This window comes from Pontibacter qinzhouensis (assembly GCF_008017455.1).
GTDB lineage: Bacteria > Bacteroidota > Bacteroidia > Cytophagales > Hymenobacteraceae > Pontibacter > Pontibacter qinzhouensis.
In genome coordinates this window covers 17,543-38,578 of record NZ_VRTY01000059.1, presented here as the reverse complement: position 1 = coordinate 38,578, position 21,036 = coordinate 17,543, and the positions used below count along the sequence as shown (strand labels likewise).

Below are 21,036 nucleotides of genomic sequence, written 5' to 3'. Positions count from 1 at the left end.
GAGGTTGGTTATAAAATCGAGGAAGGCATGCAGCGGGCGGCCCATATCACGGCCATTCTGCAGCTGTTTCACAAATAGCCAACCTAAAACAGCACCACCAAGGTGGGCAATGTTACCCCCTGCATTATCGCCTACGGCTCCCGAAATAGACAAAATAACCAGGAACAAGGCTATATACTTTATACGCACCGGCCCAATCAAAATCAAGTTAAAGGTGAAGTTGGGCAATAGAGTAGCTGCTCCTACCACAATAGCAAGCACACTGGCCGATGCCCCGATCATGGGTCTGCCAAGGTACACCGATAAATAAGGTATCAGGTTATACATCAGCACAAACAGAATACCGCCTACCAAGCCGCCATACACATACAAACTCAGTAGCTTTTTGTCGCCGAGGTACTCCCGCACCAGCTGCCCGAACCAGTACAGGTTCAGCATGTTAAAGATGATGTGCAGAAAACCTTCGTGCGTAAAAAAGTACGTAATCAGCGTCCAGGGCTTTATCAGGAGCGAGTGCAGGTAAGATGGCAGCGCGATGTATGATAATAGCAAACCATACACTTGTGGCCCTACTGTGTATGTGACAATGAGCCGCATGACAATGAGCACCACAAAAACAATAACGTTAATCAGGATAAGCTGCTTCAGCGTGTTATTTGGCTCACGAAAAGCTTGTTTTATATCTTCGAGGATGTTCATTGTAGTTTTAGAAATTGTCGCGGAAATTGTTCCTTTGCCACATTTTTATGAGTATATACGCAAACAGCATACCTCCCAGATGCGCAAAATGGGCCACATTATCGCCTGGCACCCGGTTAAAGCCTGAATATAATTCAAAAGCCCCGTAGAGCAGCACGAAATACTTTGCCTTTATCGGCATCGGGAAAAATATGAGGAAAAGCTCCATGTTCGGAAAGAGCATACCAAAAGCCATCAAAATGCCAAAAACGGCACCAGACGCGCCTACCAGAGGTGTATTAAACACCCTGTCGTAGACGGTGCGCACCACTTCTTTGCTTTTTTCTATGTAGCTGGGGTTGTCGTCGTTTCGGGCGTATGCTTCTACCAACCCTTGGCCGGAGCCCTCGCCCAGGTGGTCGTTCATGTATTGGTTAAAACCTGCAGGAGAAGGTGCCTCCAGGTAGCGTACAGTATCGGAGTATAGCTCGTTGAGTTCGTACGCCCGTACACCGGAATACAGCAAACTGGCTCCCAGGCCCGTAATCAGATAAAAAGCCAGGAAGCGCTGCGGCCCCCAGAACCTCTCCAGCAAGGGCCCGAAGATAAACAAGCTGAACATGTTGCTGAACAAATGCCCCCAGCTGCCATGCATGAACATGTGCGTGAACAGCTGCACTGGCTGAAAGTAATTGGAACCGAAATGGTACAAGGCAAGCTGCCCTGTGGCAAAAAGCCTGTCCTGGAGTATAAATACGACCACATTAATGATCAGGATGTTCCTGACCATCGGGGTTATGTTAAACATGTGTTATGCGCTTCAAAGTAAAAAATCAGCCTTTCAGAAACAGATCGTGCAGCTGGCCAAGCTCCATAATCACTAATGTTTTTTGTCCGCCAGGTGTGTAGTTAGGCACCTGGCAGGCAAAAAGTTTGTCTACAAGCGAATTCATTTCCAGGTCCGACATCCGGAACGGCAGCCTTGATGCCAGCCGCTTAGCCATGGCACGCGCCAGGTTCTCACGCCGGTCAAGTTTCATGGAGGTCGCGTTGTTTTTGTACTGTTCTATCAGTTCTTCCAGCAGTTCTTTTTCATCAGCAGCCTGCACATCGGCCGGTATGCCGTTCAGAATAATGGTGTTACCTCCAAACTCTTCAAACTGAAAGCCCATGTCTTTAAACTCAGCCGCCAATTCTTTTATCAGCACCGCATCGCCCGGCGATAAATCTACAGTCTGCGGAAACAGCAGTGCCTGCGAGGCTCCGGTCTTTTTCTGCATGGAGCCAATGTATTTTTCATACAGTATCCGCTCTTGCGCCGCCTGCTGGTCTATTATCATCACCCCCGACTTTACCTGCACCAGCAGGTATTTCTGGTGAATCTGGAGCGCTTTGTTCGTAGCAGCCGGCACATGGGCAAAAGCCTCGTCGAGCAGTCCGCTGTTTTCTGGTGTTTCAGCAAGTTGGGTTTCCCTTCGTGGCTGCTCACGGGCCACCTCGTACAAACTTTCCCACCCATCCGATTTCATGCGTTTAGGAGCAAACGATGGCGCACTGAAACCGGGAAACCCCGCATCTTTCTCAAACTCATTAAGGCCAGGCTGCATTCGGATAGGCTGCAGCGGCGCGAAGTTCACATCACCATCAAAATCGAGCGATGGGGCAATATTGTGTGTACCTAGTGCTTTCCTGACAGCGGCATGCACGATGGCGTACACCGTTTTCTCATCCTCGAACTTAATCTCGGTTTTGGTGGGGTGCACGTTAATATCTATCTTTTCTGGCTCTATATCAATAAAAAGCACATAAAAAGGATGGCTGTCTTTTGGCAGTAAGCCCTCGAAAGCCCTCATAACGGCATGGTTCAAGTAGCCACTCTTTATAAAGCGGTTGTTTACAAAGAAAAATTGCTCTCCCCTGGTTTTTTTTGCGAATTCCGGCTTGCCAATGTAGCCACGCACGTTCAGGAACGAGGTATCTTCCTCGCAATAAGCCATCTGCTCTTTGTAGTTGTTGCCAAACATGCCCACAATACGCTGGCTTAGCTTAGTGGCAGGCAAATTGAAGACTTCCAGGTCATTATGGAACAACGTCATGCTCACCTGCGGATACGCCAGCGCCACCCGCTGAAACTCATCGAGTATATGGCGCATTTCCACCGCATTAGTTTTCAAGAAGTTACGGCGGGCTGGCACGTTGTAAAACAGGTTCTTAACAGCCACGGAGGTTCCTTCCGGCACTGCTGCAGGCTCCTGGCTTACCAGGGCAGAGCCTTCTACGAGCAGGCGGGTACCTGCCTCAGCGCCGTGAGGCTTGGTTTTCAGCTCCACCTGCGCCACTGCCGCAATAGAGGCCATCGCCTCTCCCCTGAACCCCATGGTCCGGATTCGGAAAAGGTCTTCAGTAGAATTTATTTTAGAGGTGGCATGGCGCTCCAGGCACATGCGGGCATCTGTTTCAGACATGCCGGAACCATTGTCCACCACCTGCACCAGCTGCTTTCCGGCATCTTTCACAATCAGTTGTATGCTGGTTGCTTTTGCGTCTATGGCATTCTCTAGCAGCTCCTTCACCACCGATGCCGGCCGTTGCACTACTTCTCCGGCAGCGATCTGGTTGGCAAGGTAGTCAGGCAATAAATTTATAATATCGGGCATCCGGTTCTTATGCTTCTATCTGAACGTATTCTGGTTCTAAAACAAACTGGCTTTTAATACGGCCTTATTTTTGTGTAGACTATTTTATCTAAAACAGAACTTATTCAGAATTAAAATTATTATTAATTTACAGACCGATTAAAGATTTAGATTATCATCCTGAAGTTAAACCTGGTGCTATTGCCCTTTGCTTGTATGCAGCGAAATCTGTATATTTTCAGTGGCAAAGCGGTTTTTGCACCTGTTGCGGCTCCTGACCAAAGGTCTGCACCACGCCAGGCAGGATTTACATTTATTCGTTGATCGGTTTGTGCGGAACAGCATTTTTTTTTGATCTCTACGTGCTGCCTTCTGCAAAAATAGACTTAATTTCGACTTGTTCCAATAGTATAAATAGCCGAGTAGGATGTTGAAGAGTTTCAGTTTAGGATTGTTAATACTTGCGTTCTTCGGAATGAGCTCACTGATGGCCCTGAAGCCATCGGAAGATATTGTAGTGAGCACAGCCGAGAAAAGTTGGGTAGACAGCGTCTTTAACTCCATGACGCCGGACCAGCGCCTCGGGCAGCTGTTTATGGTGGCGGCTTACTCTAACAAAGACGAAAAACATTACCGCGAACTCGACACACTGGTGAGCCGCTGGGGCATTGGTGGCCTCATGTTCCTGCAAGGGGGGCCGGTTCGCCAGGCGAAACTTACCAACCGGTACCAATCGCAGGCAAGGTTGCCGCTGCTAGTAGCCATGGATGCCGAGTGGGGCCTGAGCATGCGCCTCGACAGCAGCATGAACTTTGCCAAGCAAATGACCCTGGGTGCCCTCGACGACGAAAAATACGTGTACCTTATGGGCCGCGAAATAGCCCTGAAAATGAAACGCCTTGGTGTAAACGTTAGCTTTTCGCCGGTAATGGACGTAAACGTAAATCCGGCCAACCCTGTTATCGGCAACCGTTCTTTTGGCGAGTCTAAAGAGGAAGTTACCCGCCGTGGCATTGCCTATATAAAAGGTCTGCAGGACCATGGCATTATTGCCGTTGCCAAGCACTTTCCCGGCCACGGCGACACCGACACCGACTCACACCTGGCCCTGCCCATTGTGCCGCACAACCTGCAGCGCCTGACGGAGGTAGAGTTGTACCCGTTTAAAAAATCGTTTGATGCCGGTGTAATGGGCGTGATGGTAGCACACTTGTATCTCCCTAAAATAGACTCTACAAAAAACCTGGCCAGCACCCTCTCTTACCCCCTGGTTACTACGCTCCTGAAGGAAAAGATGAAATACAAAGGGCTTGTATTTACAGATGCCCTGAACATGAAAGGTGTGAGCAAATATTATAAACCCGGCGAAGTAGATGTAAAAGCGCTTATTGCAGGTAACGATATTCTGCTATTTTCTGAAGATGTTCCTACAGCCACCAAAGAAATTAAGCAGGCACTCGCCAAAGGTCAGCTCCAGGAGGAGGAGGTATACCAGCGCGTAAGAAAAATTCTCCATTCTAAGTATTGGGTAGGGCTGAACAGGTATAAGCCGGTGCCAATGGAGAACCTGCAGGCAGAAATTGACCGGCCCATGAGTAAGGTGGTGCAGGAGCAGCTTTATGAGCACTCGGTTACGGTGGTGCAGAACAAAAACTCCTTCCTGCCATTCCGCAACCTCGACACCATGAACATAGCTTCTGTGGCGGTGGGAGCACCAGCCGATAATGTGTTCCAGAAAACGATCAGCAATTATGCTCCTGTTACTAATTTCGTTATCCCGAACCGCCTGGCACCTGATTCAGCCTTTTACAAAATTATTCCGCAGCTCCACGACCACAACGTTGTGGTCGTAAGCATCCACAACATGAACTTTACCGCTTCCAATAATTTCGGAATTGGGGTGGGCACGCGTGCCTTTATAAAGTTTCTGCAGGAGCGCACCGACAAAAAAGTGGTGGTAGCTGTTATGGGCAACGCCTATAGCCTGAAATTTTTTGAAGGCAGCGACTACCTGTTATGCGGTTACGAAGACAATGCCGTGTCGCAGTTGTTTGTGCCGCAGGTGCTGTTTGGTGCGCGTGCGGCTACCGGCAAACTGCCGGTAACGGCCTCTGCTACTTTTAAAGCAGGCACCGGCGTTACTACTGCCGCCATAGATCGCCTGAAATACGGCGTGCCGGAAAGCGTAGGCATGGACTCCAAAAAACTGCAGCAGATCGATAACATTGCGCTCGAAGCCATTGCCTATGCTGCCACACCAGGCTGCCAGGTGCTGGTGGTGAAAGATGGCACTGTAGTTTTTAACAAGTCGTATGGCCACTACACCTACGAGAAAGAAACGGCTGTTACCAACAACACGGTGTATGATATCGCCTCTATCACCAAAGTTGGCGCTACCCTGCAAGCTGTTATGTTCCTCAAAGACCAGGGCAAAGTAAAGCTCGACGAAAAGATATCGACGTACCTGCCTGAGTTAAAAGGCACAAACAAAGAAGGCCTGATTATCCGGGACCTGCTCACGCACCATGCCGGCTTACAGTCTACGCTGGCGCACTGGCAGAAAACCTTGGACTCTAAAAAGACACTCAACCAGACGTTTTATGCCAGTACCCAAACCGATGTTTTCCCGAATGAGGTAATTCCGGGGGTGTACTCTATTAAATCGATGGAAGACTCGCTCTGGGCCTGGACCGTGCGCTCGCCTTTGCTGCAGAAAAAGAAAGGCGAAAAAACATTTGAGTATAAATACAGCGACTTAGGCTTTTATATTTTAAAACGTATGTCGGAGCGACTGCTCAACCAGCCAATAAACGAGTTTCTGGATCAGAACTTTTATGCACCGCTTGGTTTAAGCACCATGGGCTACACCCCGCTGCTCAAGCACCCGCGCGAGGCTATTGCCCCGACCGAAGACGATAACTACTTCCGCAAAAACCTGATATGGGGTACCGTGCATGACCAGGGTGCTGCCATGATGGGTGGCATAGGCGGCCATGCCGGATTGTTCTCAAATGCTAACGACCTGGCTATACTCATGCAAATGAACCTGCAAAATGGTTCGTATGGCGGACATAAATACTTTAAAACGAATGTGGTGCCAGAGTTTTCTAAAAAGCAATTAGCTAAAAGCCGCCGTGGCCTCGGCTGGGACAAGCCGGAGGCAGATGGTAACGGTCCGACTTCCGATATGGCATCGCTCAGCACCTTTGGCCATACCGGTTTTACAGGCACCTGCACCTGGGTCGACCCTGAGAATAAATTAATTTATGTGTTTCTGTCGAACAGGGTTTACCCGGATGCCGGAAACACCAAGCTAGTGAAGTATAATATCCGTACACGTATACATGATGTGGTGTACAGGTCCATTGTTCCTAAAACATAATAGTTTACACTTTTTATAAAAGCGCAGCCACTAGAGCTGCGCTTTGTTATTTATAGACCAGAAATTTCTATGAGAATTGGCATTGTCTGTTATCCTACCTTTGGTGGTAGCGGTGTGGTAGCCACAGAGCTCGGTAAGGCCCTCGCCCTGAAAGGGCACCAGGTACATTTTATAACCTACAGTCAGCCGGCCCGGCTCGACTTTTTTAACCAGAACCTTTTTTATCACGAGGTATTCGTGCCAACATACCCACTCTTTCAGTACGCACCCTACGAGCTGGCGCTATCGAGCAAGATGGTCGATATAGTGAAGTTCGAGAAGCTGGATGTGCTGCATGTGCACTACGCTATACCACACGCATCGGCTGCGTATATGGCCAAGCAGATTCTTAAAACGCACGGCGTTAACATACCGGTTATTACTACCTTGCACGGCACCGATATTACACTGGTTGGCAAAGACCCTTCTTTTGAGCCGGTGGTCACCTTCAGCATTAACCAGTCAGATGGCGTAACAGCCGTGTCGAGCAGCTTGCGGGAAGAGACGTATGAGTACTTCCAGATTGAGAAAGACATCAAAGTAATACCTAACTTTATTAACCTCGAAAAGTTTAAGCGACAGAAGAAAGAGCACTTCCGGATGGCCATCAGCCCGAATAACGAAAAACTGCTGGTGCACACCTCCAACTTCCGCTCGGTGAAACGTGTGGAAGATGTGATCAGGATTTTTGCCCAGGTTCGTCGCCAGATCCCTTCCAAACTACTGCTGGTAGGCGACGGCCCCGACCGCCCCCGCATGGAGAAACTTTGCCGCGAGCTGGATATTTGCAACGATGTCCGCTTTTTAGGCAAGATGGAAGCCGTGGAAGAAGTACTCTCTATTGCCGACCTCTTCCTGATGCCATCTGAGAAAGAGAGCTTCGGTTTAGCTGCTCTCGAAGCCATGGCCTGCGAGGTTCCGGTCATATCTTCGAATGCCGGCGGTATACCCGAACTTAACATAGACGGTGTTACAGGTTATACCAGTGCCGTTGGCGATGTAGAGGATATGGTGAAAAAAGCACTTATTATTTTAAAAGACGAGAACCTCCCAACCTTTAAAGCAAACGCCTTAGCCAGAGCCAAGGAATTTGATGTAGACACAATTTTGCCTCAGTACGAAAAGTACTACCAAAGCATTATTGATGAGCAATTGGCACTGATGTAAAACTACTAAGTAAAAGAACAGATTTGTGTTAATATCGCAATAAGTACTCTTATTTTTTGTTTTTAAGATTTTTTCTACCAGAAAACGTTGCGTTTTACCACTTTATAGGTAATAAAGCGCTAAAATTGGTTTCAGCTAGTAAAAATCCGGCACTTTATTCGTAGCCGGATTTTTTTATCTACTATATTTACAGCCTATTAGCCCATCAGGAGCTAATAACAGTACCTGCCATAACCGGCACTCAGGCTCCTGCAAGCTACAGGGGCAGCAAAACCCCGGTAAAAGCAGCTTAAAATCACCCTTAAATAAAAGGATACAGCCTAATTTTTATGAGTAAAGACAAGTACTTCATCATCGACTTCGACAGCACATTTACACAGGTAGAAGCTTTAGATGAGTTAGGAGAAATTACCCTGCAGGATGATGAGAACAAAGATCAGATCCTGACGGAAATCAAGAACATCACCAACAGTGCTATGGATGGCAACAGCTCCTTTACAGTGGGCTTGTCCAGACGTTTGTCTTTGCTCCGGGCAAATCAGAAGCACCTGAACCCACTCATTGCTCGCTTAAAAAACAGAGTTTCCAATTCTATTAGCCGCAACAAGCAGTTCTTCGAGGAATTTGCCGATAATATTTACATTGTTTCCAGCGGATTTAAGGAGTTTATAACACCCATTGTAACCGAATACGGCATTAAAGAAGAGAACATTTACGCCAATACCTTTACGTATGATGAGCAAGGCAACATCATTGGTTTTGACGAGGCCAATGTGCTGTGCTTAGATAAAGGTAAAATAAAGCTACTCGAAAACTTAGCCCTGGAAGGCGATGTGTACGTGTTAGGCGATGGCTACACCGACTACGAAATTAAGGAAGCCGGACTTGCCAATAAGTTTTATGCATTCACCGAAAACATCAGCCGCGACAATGTAGTGGCCAAGGCCGAACATATTGCGCCCAGCCTCGATGAGTTTCTTTATCAGAATAAGTTGCCAATGGCTATCTCTTACCCTAAGAACCGCATCAGCGTGCTACTGCTGGAGAACATCCATCCAAAGGCAGTAGAGCTGTTTAAGCAGGAAGGCTACCAGGTAGAGATTATGGCCGGCGCGCTGAACGAAGACGAACTGTGCGAGCGCATCAAAAACGTATCTATTCTCGGCATCCGCTCTAAAACACACGTAACCAAACGTGTGCTGGAGCATGCGAACAAGTTAATGTGTGTTGGCGCTTTCTGCATTGGTACAAACCAGATCGATTTGGCGGCCTGTACAGATGCCGGGGTAGCTGTATTTAACGCGCCTTACAGCAACACGCGCAGTGTGGTAGAGCTGGCTATTGGCCAGATTATTATGCTGAACCGCAACATTACCGAAAAGAGCATAAAAATGCACCGTGGCGAATGGGACAAATCGGCTCAGGGCAGCTTTGAAGTGCGCGACAAAAAACTCGGTATTGTAGGTTACGGCAATATCGGCTCCCAGCTTTCTGTACTGGCCGAGGCCATGGGCATGGAGGTTTACTACTACGACATTGTAGAAAAACTGCAGCTGGGAAATGCCCGCAAATGTACTTCTCTGAAGCAACTGCTCGAAATTGCTGACATTGTTAGCTTGCACGTAGACGGTCGCCCTTACAACCAGAACATGTTCGGTGCCGATGAATTTGCTGCCATGAAAGATGGTGCCATTTTCCTTAACCTGAGCCGTGGCCATATAGTAGATATTCCGGCTTTGGAGGCTGCTATTAAATCTGGCAAAGTAAAAGGTGCCGCTGTAGATGTGTTCCCGGAAGAACCTGCTACCAACAACGAAGAGTTTTTGAGTGAGTTAAGAGGTTTGCCAAACGTAATCCTGACACCCCATATTGGTGGTAGCACCAGCGAAGCGCAGGAGAACATCGCTAACTTTGTTCCAAACCGCATCATGGATTATATCAACTCTGGTAATACGTACCAAAGCGTGAACTTCCCAAACATACAGCTGCCGGAGCTCAACAATGCGCACCGCCTCATACACCTGCACGCCAACGTGCCAGGCGTACTGGCCAGCATCAACAACGTGCTTGCCAGCAACCATGTAAACATTCTGGGCCAGTACCTGAAAACCAACGAGCAAATCGGTTACGTGATCACCGATATCGACAAAGCCTACGACAAAGAACTGATAAACGAGTTAAAGAGCATCGCGGCAACTATCAAGTTCAGAATCCTTTATTAATTTATTGTTGGTTGTTAATTGTTGATTGTTGTTATAGTACATTATCAAATTGTCGTTATACTTTACGGCTGATAATTATTCTAAACAGCAATCAACAATTCAGCAATTAACAATCAGCAATTAACCACCAAAATGACAAATAAAGTCTTTTTTACACCTGGTCCGTCTGAACTGTACCCAACGGTGCCGCAGCACATGGCAGCAGCCATGGCCAACAAAATTGGCAGCATCTCACACCGTAGTCAGCAGTTTAAAGATATTTATGCACATGCCGTAACTGGTTTGCGCCAATTGCTGCAGCTACCCGACAATTTTGAGATTCTGCTGCTTTCGTCGGCCAACGAGATTTGGGAACGCGCCATTCAGAACACTGTGGAGCAGGAAAGTTTCCATTTGGTGAACGGTTCTTTCTCGAAACGCTTTTATGAGATTTCGAAGGAGTTGGGGCGAAAAGCTACAAAACACGAGGTTGCTTTTGGCGAAGGCTTTGAAGTAGACCAGATAGAAGTACCTGCCACAGCCGAATTGGTAGCCCTGGTGCAGAACGAAACCAGCTCTGGTGCCTCATTGCCTGTAGCTGCCATTAACGCCCTGCGGGAGAAGGTAGGGCCAGAGCCGCTGTTTTTTGTGGATGCCGTGTCGTCTATGCCGCACCCGGCGTTTGATTACAGTAAAATTGATTCGGTTTATTTTTCGGTGCAGAAGTGTTTTGGCTTGCCTGCCGGCCTGGGCGTTTGGATCTTGAATGAGCGTTGTATTGCCAAAGCCGAAGCGCTACAAGCAAAAGGTTTGTCGGTGGGTTCATACCATAGCATTCCGTCGCTGCTGCCCAAGGCAAAAATATTCCAGACACCTGAAACACCCAATGTGCTCAACATTTACCTGCTGGGCCATGTGGTAGAGGAGATGAATAAGAAAGGTGTAGACACTTTGCGCCAGGAAACAGAAGCCAAAGCAAAACTGATTTACGATTATATTGCCGGCAGCGAAAACTTCGAGGTGGCTGTGCAAAAGGAGTCGCACCGGTCGGCTACCACCATTATTGCCAATACCAAATTGCCAGCTTCCGAAGTAATTAAGCGGCTTGCTCCCTTCGACATGGCAGTAGGAAGCGGCTACGGCAGCTACAAAGAAAGCCAGATCCGGATCGCCAATTTCCCGGCACACTCCCTGAGCCAGGTGCAGGCGCTGGTCTATAAGCTAAAGGAACTTGTAAGTTAGAGAAGTTAACGTTATAACTCAAAAGGCAGAAAGCTAGCAATTGTGGTTGCTGGCTTTCTGCCTTTTTTGGTTATCTCCTACAGCCACCTCAGCCTTTTACCCTTGGCAGAAAATCAGCTTAAATGCTTCGGAAGGCCATTTTCATTCGAATAATCTGGCTAGGCCGGTTCAGCATCATTAGCAGCTAAAAGCTCCTGATACAGTTTCTCCTGCTTCTTATAAGACCACAGTCCGTACCATATACCAGCGGCTGCTGAGAGTAGTGTTAATGTAGAGAGTTTCGCCACTTCTATGTTAGCCAGTTCAAAATCGATTCCCCAAAAGTATCCTGGCACCACTATAATAAAGCCGAAAATACCGATCATGGCAACATACTTCCATTTGTTCTGCCGCTTTTGCTTCCAGAATCTCATGAACTTCTGGTTTCTTTCTTCGAGTATATTCCTTGCCATAGCTGCCGATGCTTAACTCAAATTATCCTAATGAAAATGGCCTTCAGAAGGTTATATAACATTTTAGGGCTAAAGGGTTTAGAGCTTTCCGCCTGCTTTGACCAGACGCTCGCAGGAGCTGCGCACGCTGCGAGGTCTTTCCTACACCATAACTCTCTAACTCAAATCTTTCTAACTTAAAAAACCTCCCGCAGTTCCTGCTTCACGGCTTGTATGGCTGCGGCAGTCGGATCTACATCCGATACCAGAATCGATTCCAGGATACGCTTAGCCAGGTCGGTACCACGAGCGCCCTCCGGTAGTTCATGGTAGGTTCTGTTGACCATGTTCACCACCTCTTCGCGCGTCTGTTTTACCTGCTGCCAGGCCACATCGCTCATATACACCTGCTGCGACATGTTGTGGTTAAATTCGTTCCGGATTTCCGATAGCAGTACCTGGTGATACTCCGCAGCCGTAAAGCCGGAACTGCTGATGCGCAGCAGCATGTTGGCCGGCGTTATGCGCTCCAGCAACAGCACCACCCGCTCGTAGGCGTGCAACCGAACAGGCAAGGTAATGGCATCTTTACTCAGGCGCACACCCAGCATCTTTATCTGCCGCATGTTTTTCAGGTGCTCATCCAGCTTTACCAAGAACCAAACAATTACTCCGATTACAAGTAAAATAGGAATGATGTAAGTAATTACTAACAAAAAATTCATCATAAGGTCTGTTTTCTGATCTGATTTCGGTCTGGAATGCCTCCAAATATCGTAATAATTTAATTAATTGGCAGGAATCATTTACAGGCGGCTTCTGTTTTAGATAACGTAGTCTAATCCGGAAGAACAGAAAATATTTAGTATATTTCAATAAATTTGCACTTCAGATAATTAACGATACCATGAATACAGCAACAGATACAAAAACTGCCCCCATCTCGCTTACCGAAAAAGCACTGGCTGAGGTTAGAAATATAATGCAGGAAAAAAATGTGCCAGCAGAATATGGCTTGCGCGTTGGTGTGCAAGGCGGAGGCTGCTCGGGCATGTCTTACCTCTTAGGTTTCGATAAAGCCAAAGACTCTGACGAGATTTATAATGTAGAAGGCATCAACCTGATTATGGATAAAAAACACGCCATGTATGTACTTGGCATGCAGGTAGATTTTCAGGATGGCCTGAACGCAAGAGGCTTTACGTTCAGCAACCCGCAAGCCAAAAGCACCTGCGGTTGCGGTACCTCCTTCTCTGCCTAGTAACATACTTCTTCACACACAAAAAAGCCCGGCTGCAAAGTCGGGCTTTTTTGTGTGTGAAGCGGTCTGTCTCTGCCTCACATTGTTTCCTGATGTCGTGCTATGTTGCCTGTAACTATAGTACCCTGTCCTGAACCAGGCTTAGACCCTTGGAGGTTTTTCTCCAAAAACCTTTCTGGAGGCCTTTTTGATTTGAATAATTGGAGTGCATAATCTGTGAAGGGGGGAGCTTTAAAGCCGAAGCTGAACCCAGCCTTGCACTAGCTCCGCATCCGGTGCTTTGTAATTTAAAATGTTCTGGTCATGCTACTGGGTACCACCACTATAAAATCGGCTTTCTGCTGATGCTCCTTCTCCAGCTTATTCAGGTCGTCTTGCAGCACGGTGGTTATGGTGAGCACATCTGCTTTAATTTGCGCCTGCTTCAGGTACCAGCCAATGCCCTCAAAGTTATCGGAGTGGTAGGCGCCGTTGAGGTGTAGCATCCTGTTTCCGGCCTGCACCTGCTGCCCTATAAAATGCGCCATGGTAGCATCTTTCAGGGCTTGCGCCTGCACTATGTTTTCGGCTTTGGTAGTACCATGAGTGCTGCTGCCGAACATCGAGAGCATGTTTTTATAGCCGGGTAATTCAGTATCTACAACCACAGGCAGTGGTGCAAAAAAGGCCTTCCCGATGCCCGACACATTTCCCAGAGCAGCCAGGCCCCCACCTGCTACCATGGCTGCGTAACGCCGGGGCACATTGGTGGCCACTACCGGCACTTTTTGCTCTTTGGCAAACAAAACAACCGGTTTATAATCTGTTTTATAGTTTGGCCATGGCCGCGCCTCCTGTTCAAAATTGCTTTCCGGCACCTGCCCTGCCAGGTACTCGTTTATTACCAGTTGCACATCGGCCTCAAACATTTCTGCCCCGATCGCAAACTTGCCCTGGTGCGCCTGGTGCAGGTCTTTGGCAACCTCCAGCTGCAGCCAGTGCGCAATGGGGTCGTTGTGCTGTTCCCCAAACAAAACCACCTGCGCCTTCTGCAGAGTGGCCAGCATGTTACCATAATCAACTGCCTTGCCCTCTTTTGTGAACAGCCGGTAAGCAGGTTTGTCTTTTTGCTGGGCCATAACTGTTGCTGCCATTGGCAAGAACAGCAGCGAAAGCAGGAGTAATAGCTTTTCCATGTTTCTTTAATTTTGAGATCTATAAGACTGGCACTAGTCAATGTTTTTTTTCCAGCATTACAACCTAAAGCTCATTTTTTTAAGGTCCCGCCTGAAAACCTTGAACAGCGTATACCGCTCCGTAGATTCGTTAAACGAGATGGTGACAGGTTGCTGGCTCGATAGCGCCCGATCGCCGATAAGATCGGCTCTAAAGTCGTAGAGGTAAGTTTTTTGAGGACCTGTTTCTGTAACAGCGTAAATTTTACGGTCTCCCCCGAAATGGAAATACTGGATTTGCTTTGGTGCCGAAGTTACGTACTGCTTGTCGAATAGCTGTTTCAGGTCCTGATCGAAGAACGTGACCCTCCCCAGGTCCTGCCGCACAATTACATAAGATTTTTCGCGGTTATCGGGCACAAGCTCAAACATAGCGCTTTTAGTTGGCCGCAGCAGCTGCTCCCGTTTCTGCACCTGCCCCTGCAGGTTAAATACCACCATCTCACCATAACGTGTTACTACCGTTACCTCCGATTTACGAAGATCGCCGCCTATTCTGGCAAAACCAGCAGAGGTGATAGGTGCCCGCAAACTGAACGGAAAACCGGGAAAAGGGTCGCCGTTACGGTTCAGGGCATACACATAGCCATTCTCCAGCAAAACCAAAATAACATCGCGGTTACCAATGCGCAGGTGCTGTGGTGCAGCAGCCAAGCGGTAATCGAGGCGGCGTGGCTGCCAGCCTTCTATGGCGTTGCCGCGCATGTCGAACATATACAGGTTGCCCATATTATCGTCGGTGAGCAGGCGGTAATTGCCGTTGCCTTCATAATCGAATACTGCCAGGTGCTGTAGGCGCAACGAGTCGCTAACATTAAACGGGAAATTCTCCAACTGCTTGCCCTGCCCGTTAAGCGCGTGAATGCGGCTGGCAGTTGCAAAAACATAGTGCAGCTTTTTGTCTTCTCCTATTTCGATTTGCCGCACGCCCCCTCTAATATCGCTCCCTAAAGAGTCGGACCAGGTTTTATCACCGGTGGCAGAAACCAGGTGCAACATGTTGGCGGAGTCGAGCACCAGTATTTCGCGGCTCCGGTCGCTTACACTTTGCACCGGGTACGGCATAGAAGCTAAACGCGAGGTAAAGGGCACCACCGCCAGCTCCTCAAAACCGGTTTCTCCTTGTTCGTTGTTGTCTAGCCTCCTAAACAGGGCGCTGGTGTAATACTGCTTTTCTACTTTAGAAAACTGCACGCTCACCTGGTTAAAGCGCCTGATAAGCGAGGCCTGTTGCAGCAGGGCATCACGGGCATCGTCGGCCACATATTTGCTCAGCACATACCAGGCATTTACGGTGTTCAGAAACAGGCTGAAGTTGGCCTCCTGCAGCGTCTCTTCCAGAAACACTTTCTGCGTAACAGATTTGCCCCAGACGTTGTCGGAAGCAATATCGTCGAGCACGCCGCGTATGGTACTTACCTCGTCGGCAAAAAGCAGGTAATTATCTAACTGCACCACATAACTCTGCTCAAACCCACCGAATAACTTGCCAAAAAGCTGCTCCGGCAACTCCGGTATGTTCAGCTGCTCAATGGCATAGTTCCCGTGCTTTTCGGTGTGCGAGGTAAGTTTGCGGGCCGTATTAACCTGGTTACTGAGCTTTCGGAGCAGAGCTAACGTAAGGTTTGGATTAGCAGATTGGGCAAACACCACTTTTTCGGGTTTAGCGTTGATGTTGTAAGATTCCAGAAAATCGAGGGCTACCTCCTGCCGGAAGGTGAGGGCAAGGCTATCGAGGGTGGTGGCGTAGATAGTACCGGCTGCGCGAGGCAACTCCCGTAACCTGGATACCTGACCGGCTCCGAAATGAAAGAGCACCGCCGTTCGGTTCGGCAAAAACTTCCGGACCTGCAGCGGCTTCGGCACATCGGGTTTCAAGCGGTTCTGGAAAGAGTCTTTCAGGTCTTCGGGGTTAGAGAAACCATTCAGAAACAGTTTGTTCTGCTCCAGCTTCAGCTCCAGCATACCGTTGCGGCACAGGCTCGAAAGGTACCGGACCTGTGGCATCAGGTCTTTGCTTACAAAGAGCCCCAGCAGCTCAGGCAATGCTCTGTAGTTTACCAGTATGTTGGCATATACATCGGGCTGCGACAGGTAATTGGTGCTTTTAAAATCGGCGGCGATGGAGGTGGGCTTGCCCCGGTTAATGCGGCGCACAATTTCTTCGATCAGCACCGGCGAAGGGCTCAGTATAATATTGTTGTGGTACGAGAAGTAGGTAAAGCTGCTACCTGTGGCAGTGTTTTGAATATCGGTGAGCAGAAAGCCCTGGTACTCGCGCGACTCATCTTTAAAAAATGTGCTACGCGCTACATTTTCGGTTAGAGTTCTTAAGAACCTATGCTCACCTACTGTATTTACTGGTACATAAAAAACATACTGCAGCTCCGACTTCCCTACCACATGCACCGACGTCAGAATTTCCTTTTTATCCAGAAAACGGGTCAGGCGCTCCGTTCCGGGCGAAATGCTATCGAGCCAGGCTATGCTTTCTTCCAGCCTGTTCGCCACCGGAATCATGGCGTAGCTGTCCCAGAGTTCAGTGGCCTGCAGGTGCTCTACCAGCGCCGTATGGTTATTGGTTTCTAGTACAAAGGCTGCGTGTTCGGGCACCAGCGTCCACAGATTCACCTTCGACTGAGAATCTTTCCAACGATGAAAACCATAGTAGGCCAACGATGCCAACAGCACAAACCCAAAGAAATAAAATACAAATCGTTTCGCCATCTTAAAGCGGAGTCAGGCTACAATATTATAAAAAAATATAAAAACTAGCAGGTACTGATGGTGCTGCGCCACCTGCTAAATTAGAAATTATTCAGCTATGATTTAGCTGCCTCTGCCTGCAATCTGCACCTTATCCAGGCAAAGTACTTGCACCCTGCCTTCTTATTTGGTTAAACTTAATTAAATAACGTAGTTGACCATGGTTTTTCAGGACAGGCTGGATGTTAAATACCTGCGCCAAATGTAGCTTTATAAGCTGATCTAAAATTCTGGCATTCATTCTCTCCGTCACTCATTCAAATTTCCAAAACAACAATCAGCCGCATCTAACTGGAGCTTCGTATACAAAACCCAACACAACAAAGCCTCGCATGTTTAAGATATTAGTTCCCATAGATTTTTCTGACAGCACCGATGCTGCCTGCCAATATGCCCTGAACCTGACTGCCGGGGTGCCAGACGCGCAGTTGCTGCTCCTGCACTGTTTTCAGGATTACCTGGCCGACGGAGACCCTGTTTTACCCTCTGCCACCGATCTTACTCCTTCCGAAATAATAACTGAGCAGGTGCTGCACCGCAACGAAATTGATGCACAGCAGCAACTCGACGAACTGTACCACCAGGTAGCAGAGGAGGCCCGACGTTCTGGCTCTAAAGTGAAGATAGAAAGAACCTTTATCAGTGGGTTTCCGGAAGATGAGATTCTGGAACAGGCCAGGCGCTTTAAACCCTCGCTGGTGATTATGGGCACCAAAGGGCAAAAAGATTTTTCGCGCTCCTTGTTTGGCACCATTACCACCAAAGTACTTGGCGATTTAAAAGTACCGCTGCTCACGGTGCCGCAGGAGTATGCGGCTGGCCCTATTCGTAAAGTACTCTATGCCACAGATTTCGACAAGGCAGACGTAGCAGCTATAGAGGCGGTACTGGAGCTGTTACAGCCGTTTCAGGCGAGCACCTATTGTGTGCACATCTCAACTGATGATCAGGAGCACGACCGGGAAAAGCTGCTGGCCCTGCAGGAGCAGCTCCGACAAAACGCATCTTCGACCCACATCCAATTTTCTTTGCTCGAAGGAGGCGAAGTGGCCAAAACCCTGCAGGAGTTTGTGCACCAGGAAAGCATTAACCTAATTGCGCTCACTAACCGGGAGCGCAATCTGCTCGATGAGATTCTGCACCCGAGCCTGGCTAAAAAGCTGGTTCTAACAGCAGCTGTTCCTCTTCTGATTTTCCATAGTAAGAAGTAGAAAAGATATGCTACTGCAGTTGTGCCTGCTTTTAGACTAAACAGCTATTTGGGAAATTTTGCCTTTGAAAAAGAGGTTCTAAATTCCTTTGCAATTGTTTGATCCGGTGCCCTCTGGCTTTTCTGCTGCGTTGCAACTCACAAGCGCTCACGACTGGGGAAGGGGCCCTATATAAGCGGGGCCTCGTCCTTAGGCATCGCGCTGCTGCATCTTTCCTGCCCGCAAGCGGGCTGCCGCTCCCGCGGCACCGGAAACCTGCAAAGGCGCTCAACCCAAGGACTGGGAAAGATTCTATAGCAAACGGTACTGCCCATTTGCTAATTTACATAAATCAATGTCTTTCAACACGTTGTGCACACCAATTATTCTAATAAAAATGCCCTTCCAAAGCCTTTCTGTCTAAAAACACCCGAGGGTTAAGGCCTATTTAAGAAGTTGCTGCAGCGCTTCGTAATAGCGTGCTGTGGCTCCTTCTGCCATAGATAGAAACAGGAAGGGCTCCAGCAGTTCGAGTTCCATAAGCACCAGTTCCCCCTGCTGCTCCACACCATCTACACGGGCATAGAGGCACTCGGCGGCAAAACTGTTTGCCAGGTGTTGGGCAGTTGCCAGCAAGGCTGCGGGAGGTGCCGGCGTGTGCACAGCACCTCCCAGGTAGTGCTGCACCCTGAAATCGCCGGGCTTCGCTGTTTTTAGAACCGCATGGCTGTATTCTCCGCCAAAGAAAATAAACGACCACTCGCCCTTGCTTTTTATCTCTTCCAGGAAAGGCTGCGCCAGAAAATTCTCTTCCTGTAACAAAGCATTTATTTTACCGGTGTGTGCTGCTGCTGCTTCGCGGGTAATGGCAAACGTGTTTTTAGCACCTCCACTTACACGCGGTTTCACAATTATTTTATCTGTCTGCAGCTGCTCAAAAACAGGGCCTGCCTCAAAGCGACTGCCTTTGTTCAGCCAGCAGGTTGGCACCACCTGTACCCCCTGCCGAACAAGGTCTTTAAAGTAAATTTTATCGGCGTTCCAGCGCAAAGTTTTTACCGGGTTCAGCACCTTTTTCCCGAGGGCTTCCAGCTTATCGAGCCAGGCATAAAAAGCCGCTATTTTATCGAAATAATCCCAGGGCGATTTGATGATAATGGCGCTGAACACGTCCCAATCCACGTTTTCATCGTCCCAGACCTGGAACGATACAGATAAGCCTTTTGCCTGCAGAAACTGGTACAGCCGCTCGTCTTCGCTGTCGGCATTTGCGGTATATTTCCCGAGGCTCTCACAAGTTACCAGCGCTATTTGTTGTATGGCCATAATTGTTGATATTTGCTGCAAATTTACTTAAGCTGCCAAAGAAACTACATTTCATTTATCCGAAACAAAATCATATAAGGCTAGAACTTTTAGAGGTGCTATTCTCGTATGTAATAAAGGTATAGTCTCACGCCCTATTTCTAGCAATATCAGCATGTTCCAGTTTCTTCGCAACAGCCACCGCTGCACGTACAGGCCTTCTGTACGCCTGCTCCTGCTGTTGTTTCTGTTCAGTTCCTTTTCGGGGGCATGCAGCACCAATTCTGCTGAACAGGAAATTGATTTTAAAGATAATATAGCTGATACGCGCCCTGACACCTTAAAAACAAGAAAGTCTGCAACCAAAGCACCAGTTCAGATCGACTTTCTGGGAAACCCATTCCTGGCTGATTATGACCAGAGCCGCAAGCTGGATGCGTATTTTGCCCGCATCAACAGCGATTTTACCGTTGAGGCAGAGCCCATTCCGAACATACACAAAACGCAGATTACCGATACTATTTACATCATTCGTTTCGGAAGTTCCATGATAGAGCTGTACGCGCCCACCCAGACCGGCGACCTGCTGCTACAGGTAGCCGATATTCAGGGCAACGGCATTTCGCTCCGGAACAACATGAAAGTAGGCATGAGCCAGCCGGAGCTAATGAACAAGCTGAAGAACTTTGATGTGCGCATTCTGCAAACCAATGCCGAAATTGTAGCCACTTCCATTTCTACCGACGGTGCTCCTGCCGCCATTCGCTTCCTGCTTAAAAACGGCAAAGTCAGCCGGATCCGGTACGAAGGGTATGTGGATTAAATTTTGAATTTTGAATGAGTGATTGAATGAATGTTGATTGAGTGTGTGAATAGAAAGTATGCTGTTCATACCCTTGACCTTAATTTGTCCAAAAACCGTTGGAAGGCTGTTTTTATTTGAATAATTGGGCTGGAGCGTTAAAATTTCAGAACTTGGCCGCGAATATAATTATTCACTCATCCACTTATTCAAAATTCAAAACTAAAAATATGCGCATTGTTATTCAGCGGGTAACACAGGCTTCAGTAGAAATAGAACAACAAATAAAAGGACAAATCGGGCACGGGCTCCTGCTACTGGCCGGCTTTACGCCAGAAGACACCGAAGAAGACCTGAAATGGACAGCAGCCAAAGTAGCCCAGCTCCGGATTTTTAACGATACCGAAGGCAAAATGAACCTGAGTGTGCAGGATGTGCAGGGCGATGTGCTGGCCATTAGTCAGTTTACGCTCTTTGCCAGCACCCGGAAAGGCAACCGCCCTTCTTATATTGCCGCTGCCCCCCCAGCCATTGCCATTCCGCTTTACGAGAGGTTTGTGCAGTTGCTGGAGCAGGCAGTAGGCAGACCCATACAAACCGGCGAGTTCGGTGCCGACATGAAAGTATCGCTGCTCAACGATGGTCCCGTTACCATCTCCATCGACTCCAAAAACAGGGAATAGGAGAAACAATAACCGGGATAGCAAACAGGAATCATAACA

General features: G+C 48.2%; 16 protein-coding genes. 8 read left to right on the top strand and 8 right to left on the bottom strand.

All coding sequences use genetic code 11. From position 1 onward, the window contains the following. The 3 genes from FVR03_RS15210 to mutL form a co-directional block, all read right to left on the bottom strand. Positions 1 to 699: rhomboid family intramembrane serine protease (locus FVR03_RS15210; protein WP_147922615.1), on the bottom strand; the 699-nt coding region annotated here is incomplete at its 3' end. Between the two features lie 7 nt (positions 700 to 706). After that, the gene (locus FVR03_RS15205; protein ID WP_147922614.1) at positions 707 to 1,486 is read right to left on the bottom strand and encodes a rhomboid family intramembrane serine protease; all 780 of its coding nucleotides are present in this window, start codon (positions 1,484 to 1,486) and stop codon (positions 707 to 709) included. A gap of 25 nt (positions 1,487 to 1,511) precedes the next feature. Beyond that, the gene (gene mutL, locus FVR03_RS15200) at positions 1,512 to 3,335 is read right to left on the bottom strand and encodes a DNA mismatch repair endonuclease MutL (RefSeq protein WP_147922613.1); all 1,824 of its coding nucleotides are present in this window, start codon (positions 3,333 to 3,335) and stop codon (positions 1,512 to 1,514) included. Between the two features lie 454 nt (positions 3,336 to 3,789). Between mutL and FVR03_RS15195 the strand changes: the two genes are divergently transcribed. The 4 genes from FVR03_RS15195 (at position 3,790) to FVR03_RS15180 (ending at position 11,345) form a co-directional block, all read left to right on the top strand. Further along, a complete protein-coding gene (locus tag FVR03_RS15195) occupies positions 3,790 to 6,696 on the top strand; it encodes a serine hydrolase domain-containing protein (protein ID WP_147922612.1) in 2,907 nt (968 codons plus the stop codon). A gap of 69 nt (positions 6,697 to 6,765) precedes the next feature. Beyond that, positions 6,766 to 7,902 (top strand): N-acetyl-alpha-D-glucosaminyl L-malate synthase BshA, encoded by a 1,137-nt coding sequence (gene bshA, locus FVR03_RS15190; RefSeq protein WP_147922611.1) that lies wholly within the window; start codon positions 6,766 to 6,768, stop codon positions 7,900 to 7,902. Positions 7,903 to 8,231: 329 nt separating this feature from the next. Continuing rightward, complete coding sequence (serA, locus tag FVR03_RS15185) at positions 8,232 to 10,124, top strand: phosphoglycerate dehydrogenase (protein WP_147922610.1); 1,893 nt, start codon at positions 8,232 to 8,234, stop codon at positions 10,122 to 10,124. 132 nt (positions 10,125 to 10,256) lie between these two features. Continuing rightward, positions 10,257 to 11,345, top strand: coding sequence for an aminotransferase class V-fold PLP-dependent enzyme (locus FVR03_RS15180; protein WP_147922609.1), 1,089 nt, complete (start codon positions 10,257 to 10,259; stop codon positions 11,343 to 11,345). Positions 11,346 to 11,503: 158 nt separating this feature from the next. Here FVR03_RS15180 and FVR03_RS15175 read toward each other — a convergent pair whose 3' ends face one another. Together FVR03_RS15175 and FVR03_RS15170 are read right to left on the bottom strand one after the other, a co-directional pair. After that, positions 11,504 to 11,797 carry a hypothetical protein gene (locus FVR03_RS15175; RefSeq protein ID WP_147922608.1) on the bottom strand — a complete coding sequence of 98 codons (294 nt, stop codon included), beginning with the start codon at positions 11,795 to 11,797 and terminating at the stop codon, positions 11,504 to 11,506. Positions 11,798 to 11,973: 176 nt separating this feature from the next. Continuing rightward, complete coding sequence (locus tag FVR03_RS15170; RefSeq protein WP_147922607.1) at positions 11,974 to 12,504, bottom strand: DUF7935 family protein; 531 nt, start codon at positions 12,502 to 12,504, stop codon at positions 11,974 to 11,976. Between the two features lie 179 nt (positions 12,505 to 12,683). Between FVR03_RS15170 and FVR03_RS15165 the strand changes: the two genes are divergently transcribed. After that, complete coding sequence (locus tag FVR03_RS15165; protein ID WP_147922606.1) at positions 12,684 to 13,037, top strand: HesB/IscA family protein; 354 nt, start codon at positions 12,684 to 12,686, stop codon at positions 13,035 to 13,037. Positions 13,038 to 13,324: 287 nt separating this feature from the next. Here FVR03_RS15165 and FVR03_RS15160 read toward each other — a convergent pair whose 3' ends face one another. Both FVR03_RS15160 and FVR03_RS15155 read right to left on the bottom strand, forming a co-directional pair. Continuing rightward, positions 13,325 to 14,212 carry a ChaN family lipoprotein gene (locus FVR03_RS15160; RefSeq protein ID WP_147922605.1) on the bottom strand — a complete coding sequence of 296 codons (888 nt, stop codon included), beginning with the start codon at positions 14,210 to 14,212 and terminating at the stop codon, positions 13,325 to 13,327. Between the two features lie 57 nt (positions 14,213 to 14,269). Continuing rightward, positions 14,270 to 16,978, bottom strand: a complete 2,709-nt coding sequence (locus tag FVR03_RS15155) for a hypothetical protein (protein ID WP_147922604.1) — start codon at positions 16,976 to 16,978, stop codon at positions 14,270 to 14,272. 371 nt (positions 16,979 to 17,349) lie between these two features. On the opposite strand from FVR03_RS15155, the gene FVR03_RS15150 reads away from it, so the two are divergent. Beyond that, positions 17,350 to 18,228, top strand: a complete 879-nt coding sequence (locus FVR03_RS15150; RefSeq protein WP_147922603.1) for a universal stress protein — start codon at positions 17,350 to 17,352, stop codon at positions 18,226 to 18,228. 423 nt (positions 18,229 to 18,651) lie between these two features. On the opposite strand, the gene FVR03_RS15145 is transcribed toward FVR03_RS15150, so the two are convergent. Next, positions 18,652 to 19,533, bottom strand: a complete 882-nt coding sequence (locus FVR03_RS15145) for an ATP-grasp domain-containing protein (RefSeq protein ID WP_255474234.1) — start codon at positions 19,531 to 19,533, stop codon at positions 18,652 to 18,654. A gap of 154 nt (positions 19,534 to 19,687) precedes the next feature. Between FVR03_RS15145 and FVR03_RS15140 the strand changes: the two genes are divergently transcribed. After that, entirely contained in the window at positions 19,688 to 20,335 is a 648-nt protein-coding gene (locus tag FVR03_RS15140) for a hypothetical protein (RefSeq protein WP_147922602.1), read from the top strand. Positions 20,336 to 20,544: 209 nt separating this feature from the next. Beyond that, a complete protein-coding gene (gene dtd, locus FVR03_RS15135) occupies positions 20,545 to 20,997 on the top strand; it encodes a D-aminoacyl-tRNA deacylase (RefSeq protein WP_147922601.1) in 453 nt (150 codons plus the stop codon). Positions 20,998 to 21,036 lie beyond the last annotated feature (39 nt).

Excerpts from the sequence above, each read along its gene's own strand:
- bshA (WP_147922611.1), top strand. The coding sequence starts at position 6,766 with ATGAGAATTGGCATTGTCTGTTATCCTACCTTTGGTGGTAGCGGTGTG.
- FVR03_RS15160 (WP_147922605.1), bottom strand. The coding sequence starts at position 14,212 with ATGGAAAAGCTATTACTCCTGCTTTCGCTGCTGTTCTTGCCAATGGCA.
- FVR03_RS15150 (WP_147922603.1), top strand. The coding sequence starts at position 17,350 with ATGTTTAAGATATTAGTTCCCATAGATTTTTCTGACAGCACCGATGCT.
- mutL (WP_147922613.1), bottom strand. The coding sequence starts at position 3,335 with ATGCCCGATATTATAAATTTATTGCCTGACTACCTTGCCAACCAGATC.
- FVR03_RS15205 (WP_147922614.1), bottom strand. The coding sequence starts at position 1,486 with ATGTTTAACATAACCCCGATGGTCAGGAACATCCTGATCATTAATGTG.
- FVR03_RS15155 (WP_147922604.1), bottom strand. The coding sequence starts at position 16,978 with ATGGCGAAACGATTTGTATTTTATTTCTTTGGGTTTGTGCTGTTGGCA.
- serA (WP_147922610.1), top strand. The coding sequence starts at position 8,232 with ATGAGTAAAGACAAGTACTTCATCATCGACTTCGACAGCACATTTACA.
- FVR03_RS15195 (WP_147922612.1), top strand. The coding sequence starts at position 3,790 with ATGAGCTCACTGATGGCCCTGAAGCCATCGGAAGATATTGTAGTGAGC.
- FVR03_RS15180 (WP_147922609.1), top strand. The coding sequence starts at position 10,257 with ATGACAAATAAAGTCTTTTTTACACCTGGTCCGTCTGAACTGTACCCA.
- dtd (WP_147922601.1), top strand. The coding sequence starts at position 20,545 with ATGCGCATTGTTATTCAGCGGGTAACACAGGCTTCAGTAGAAATAGAA.
- FVR03_RS15175 (WP_147922608.1), bottom strand. The coding sequence starts at position 11,797 with ATGGCAAGGAATATACTCGAAGAAAGAAACCAGAAGTTCATGAGATTC.
- FVR03_RS15170 (WP_147922607.1), bottom strand. The coding sequence starts at position 12,504 with ATGATGAATTTTTTGTTAGTAATTACTTACATCATTCCTATTTTACTT.
- FVR03_RS15145 (WP_255474234.1), bottom strand. The coding sequence starts at position 19,533 with ATGGCCATACAACAAATAGCGCTGGTAACTTGTGAGAGCCTCGGGAAA.
- FVR03_RS15140 (WP_147922602.1), top strand. The coding sequence starts at position 19,688 with ATGTTCCAGTTTCTTCGCAACAGCCACCGCTGCACGTACAGGCCTTCT.
- FVR03_RS15165 (WP_147922606.1), top strand. The coding sequence starts at position 12,684 with ATGAATACAGCAACAGATACAAAAACTGCCCCCATCTCGCTTACCGAA.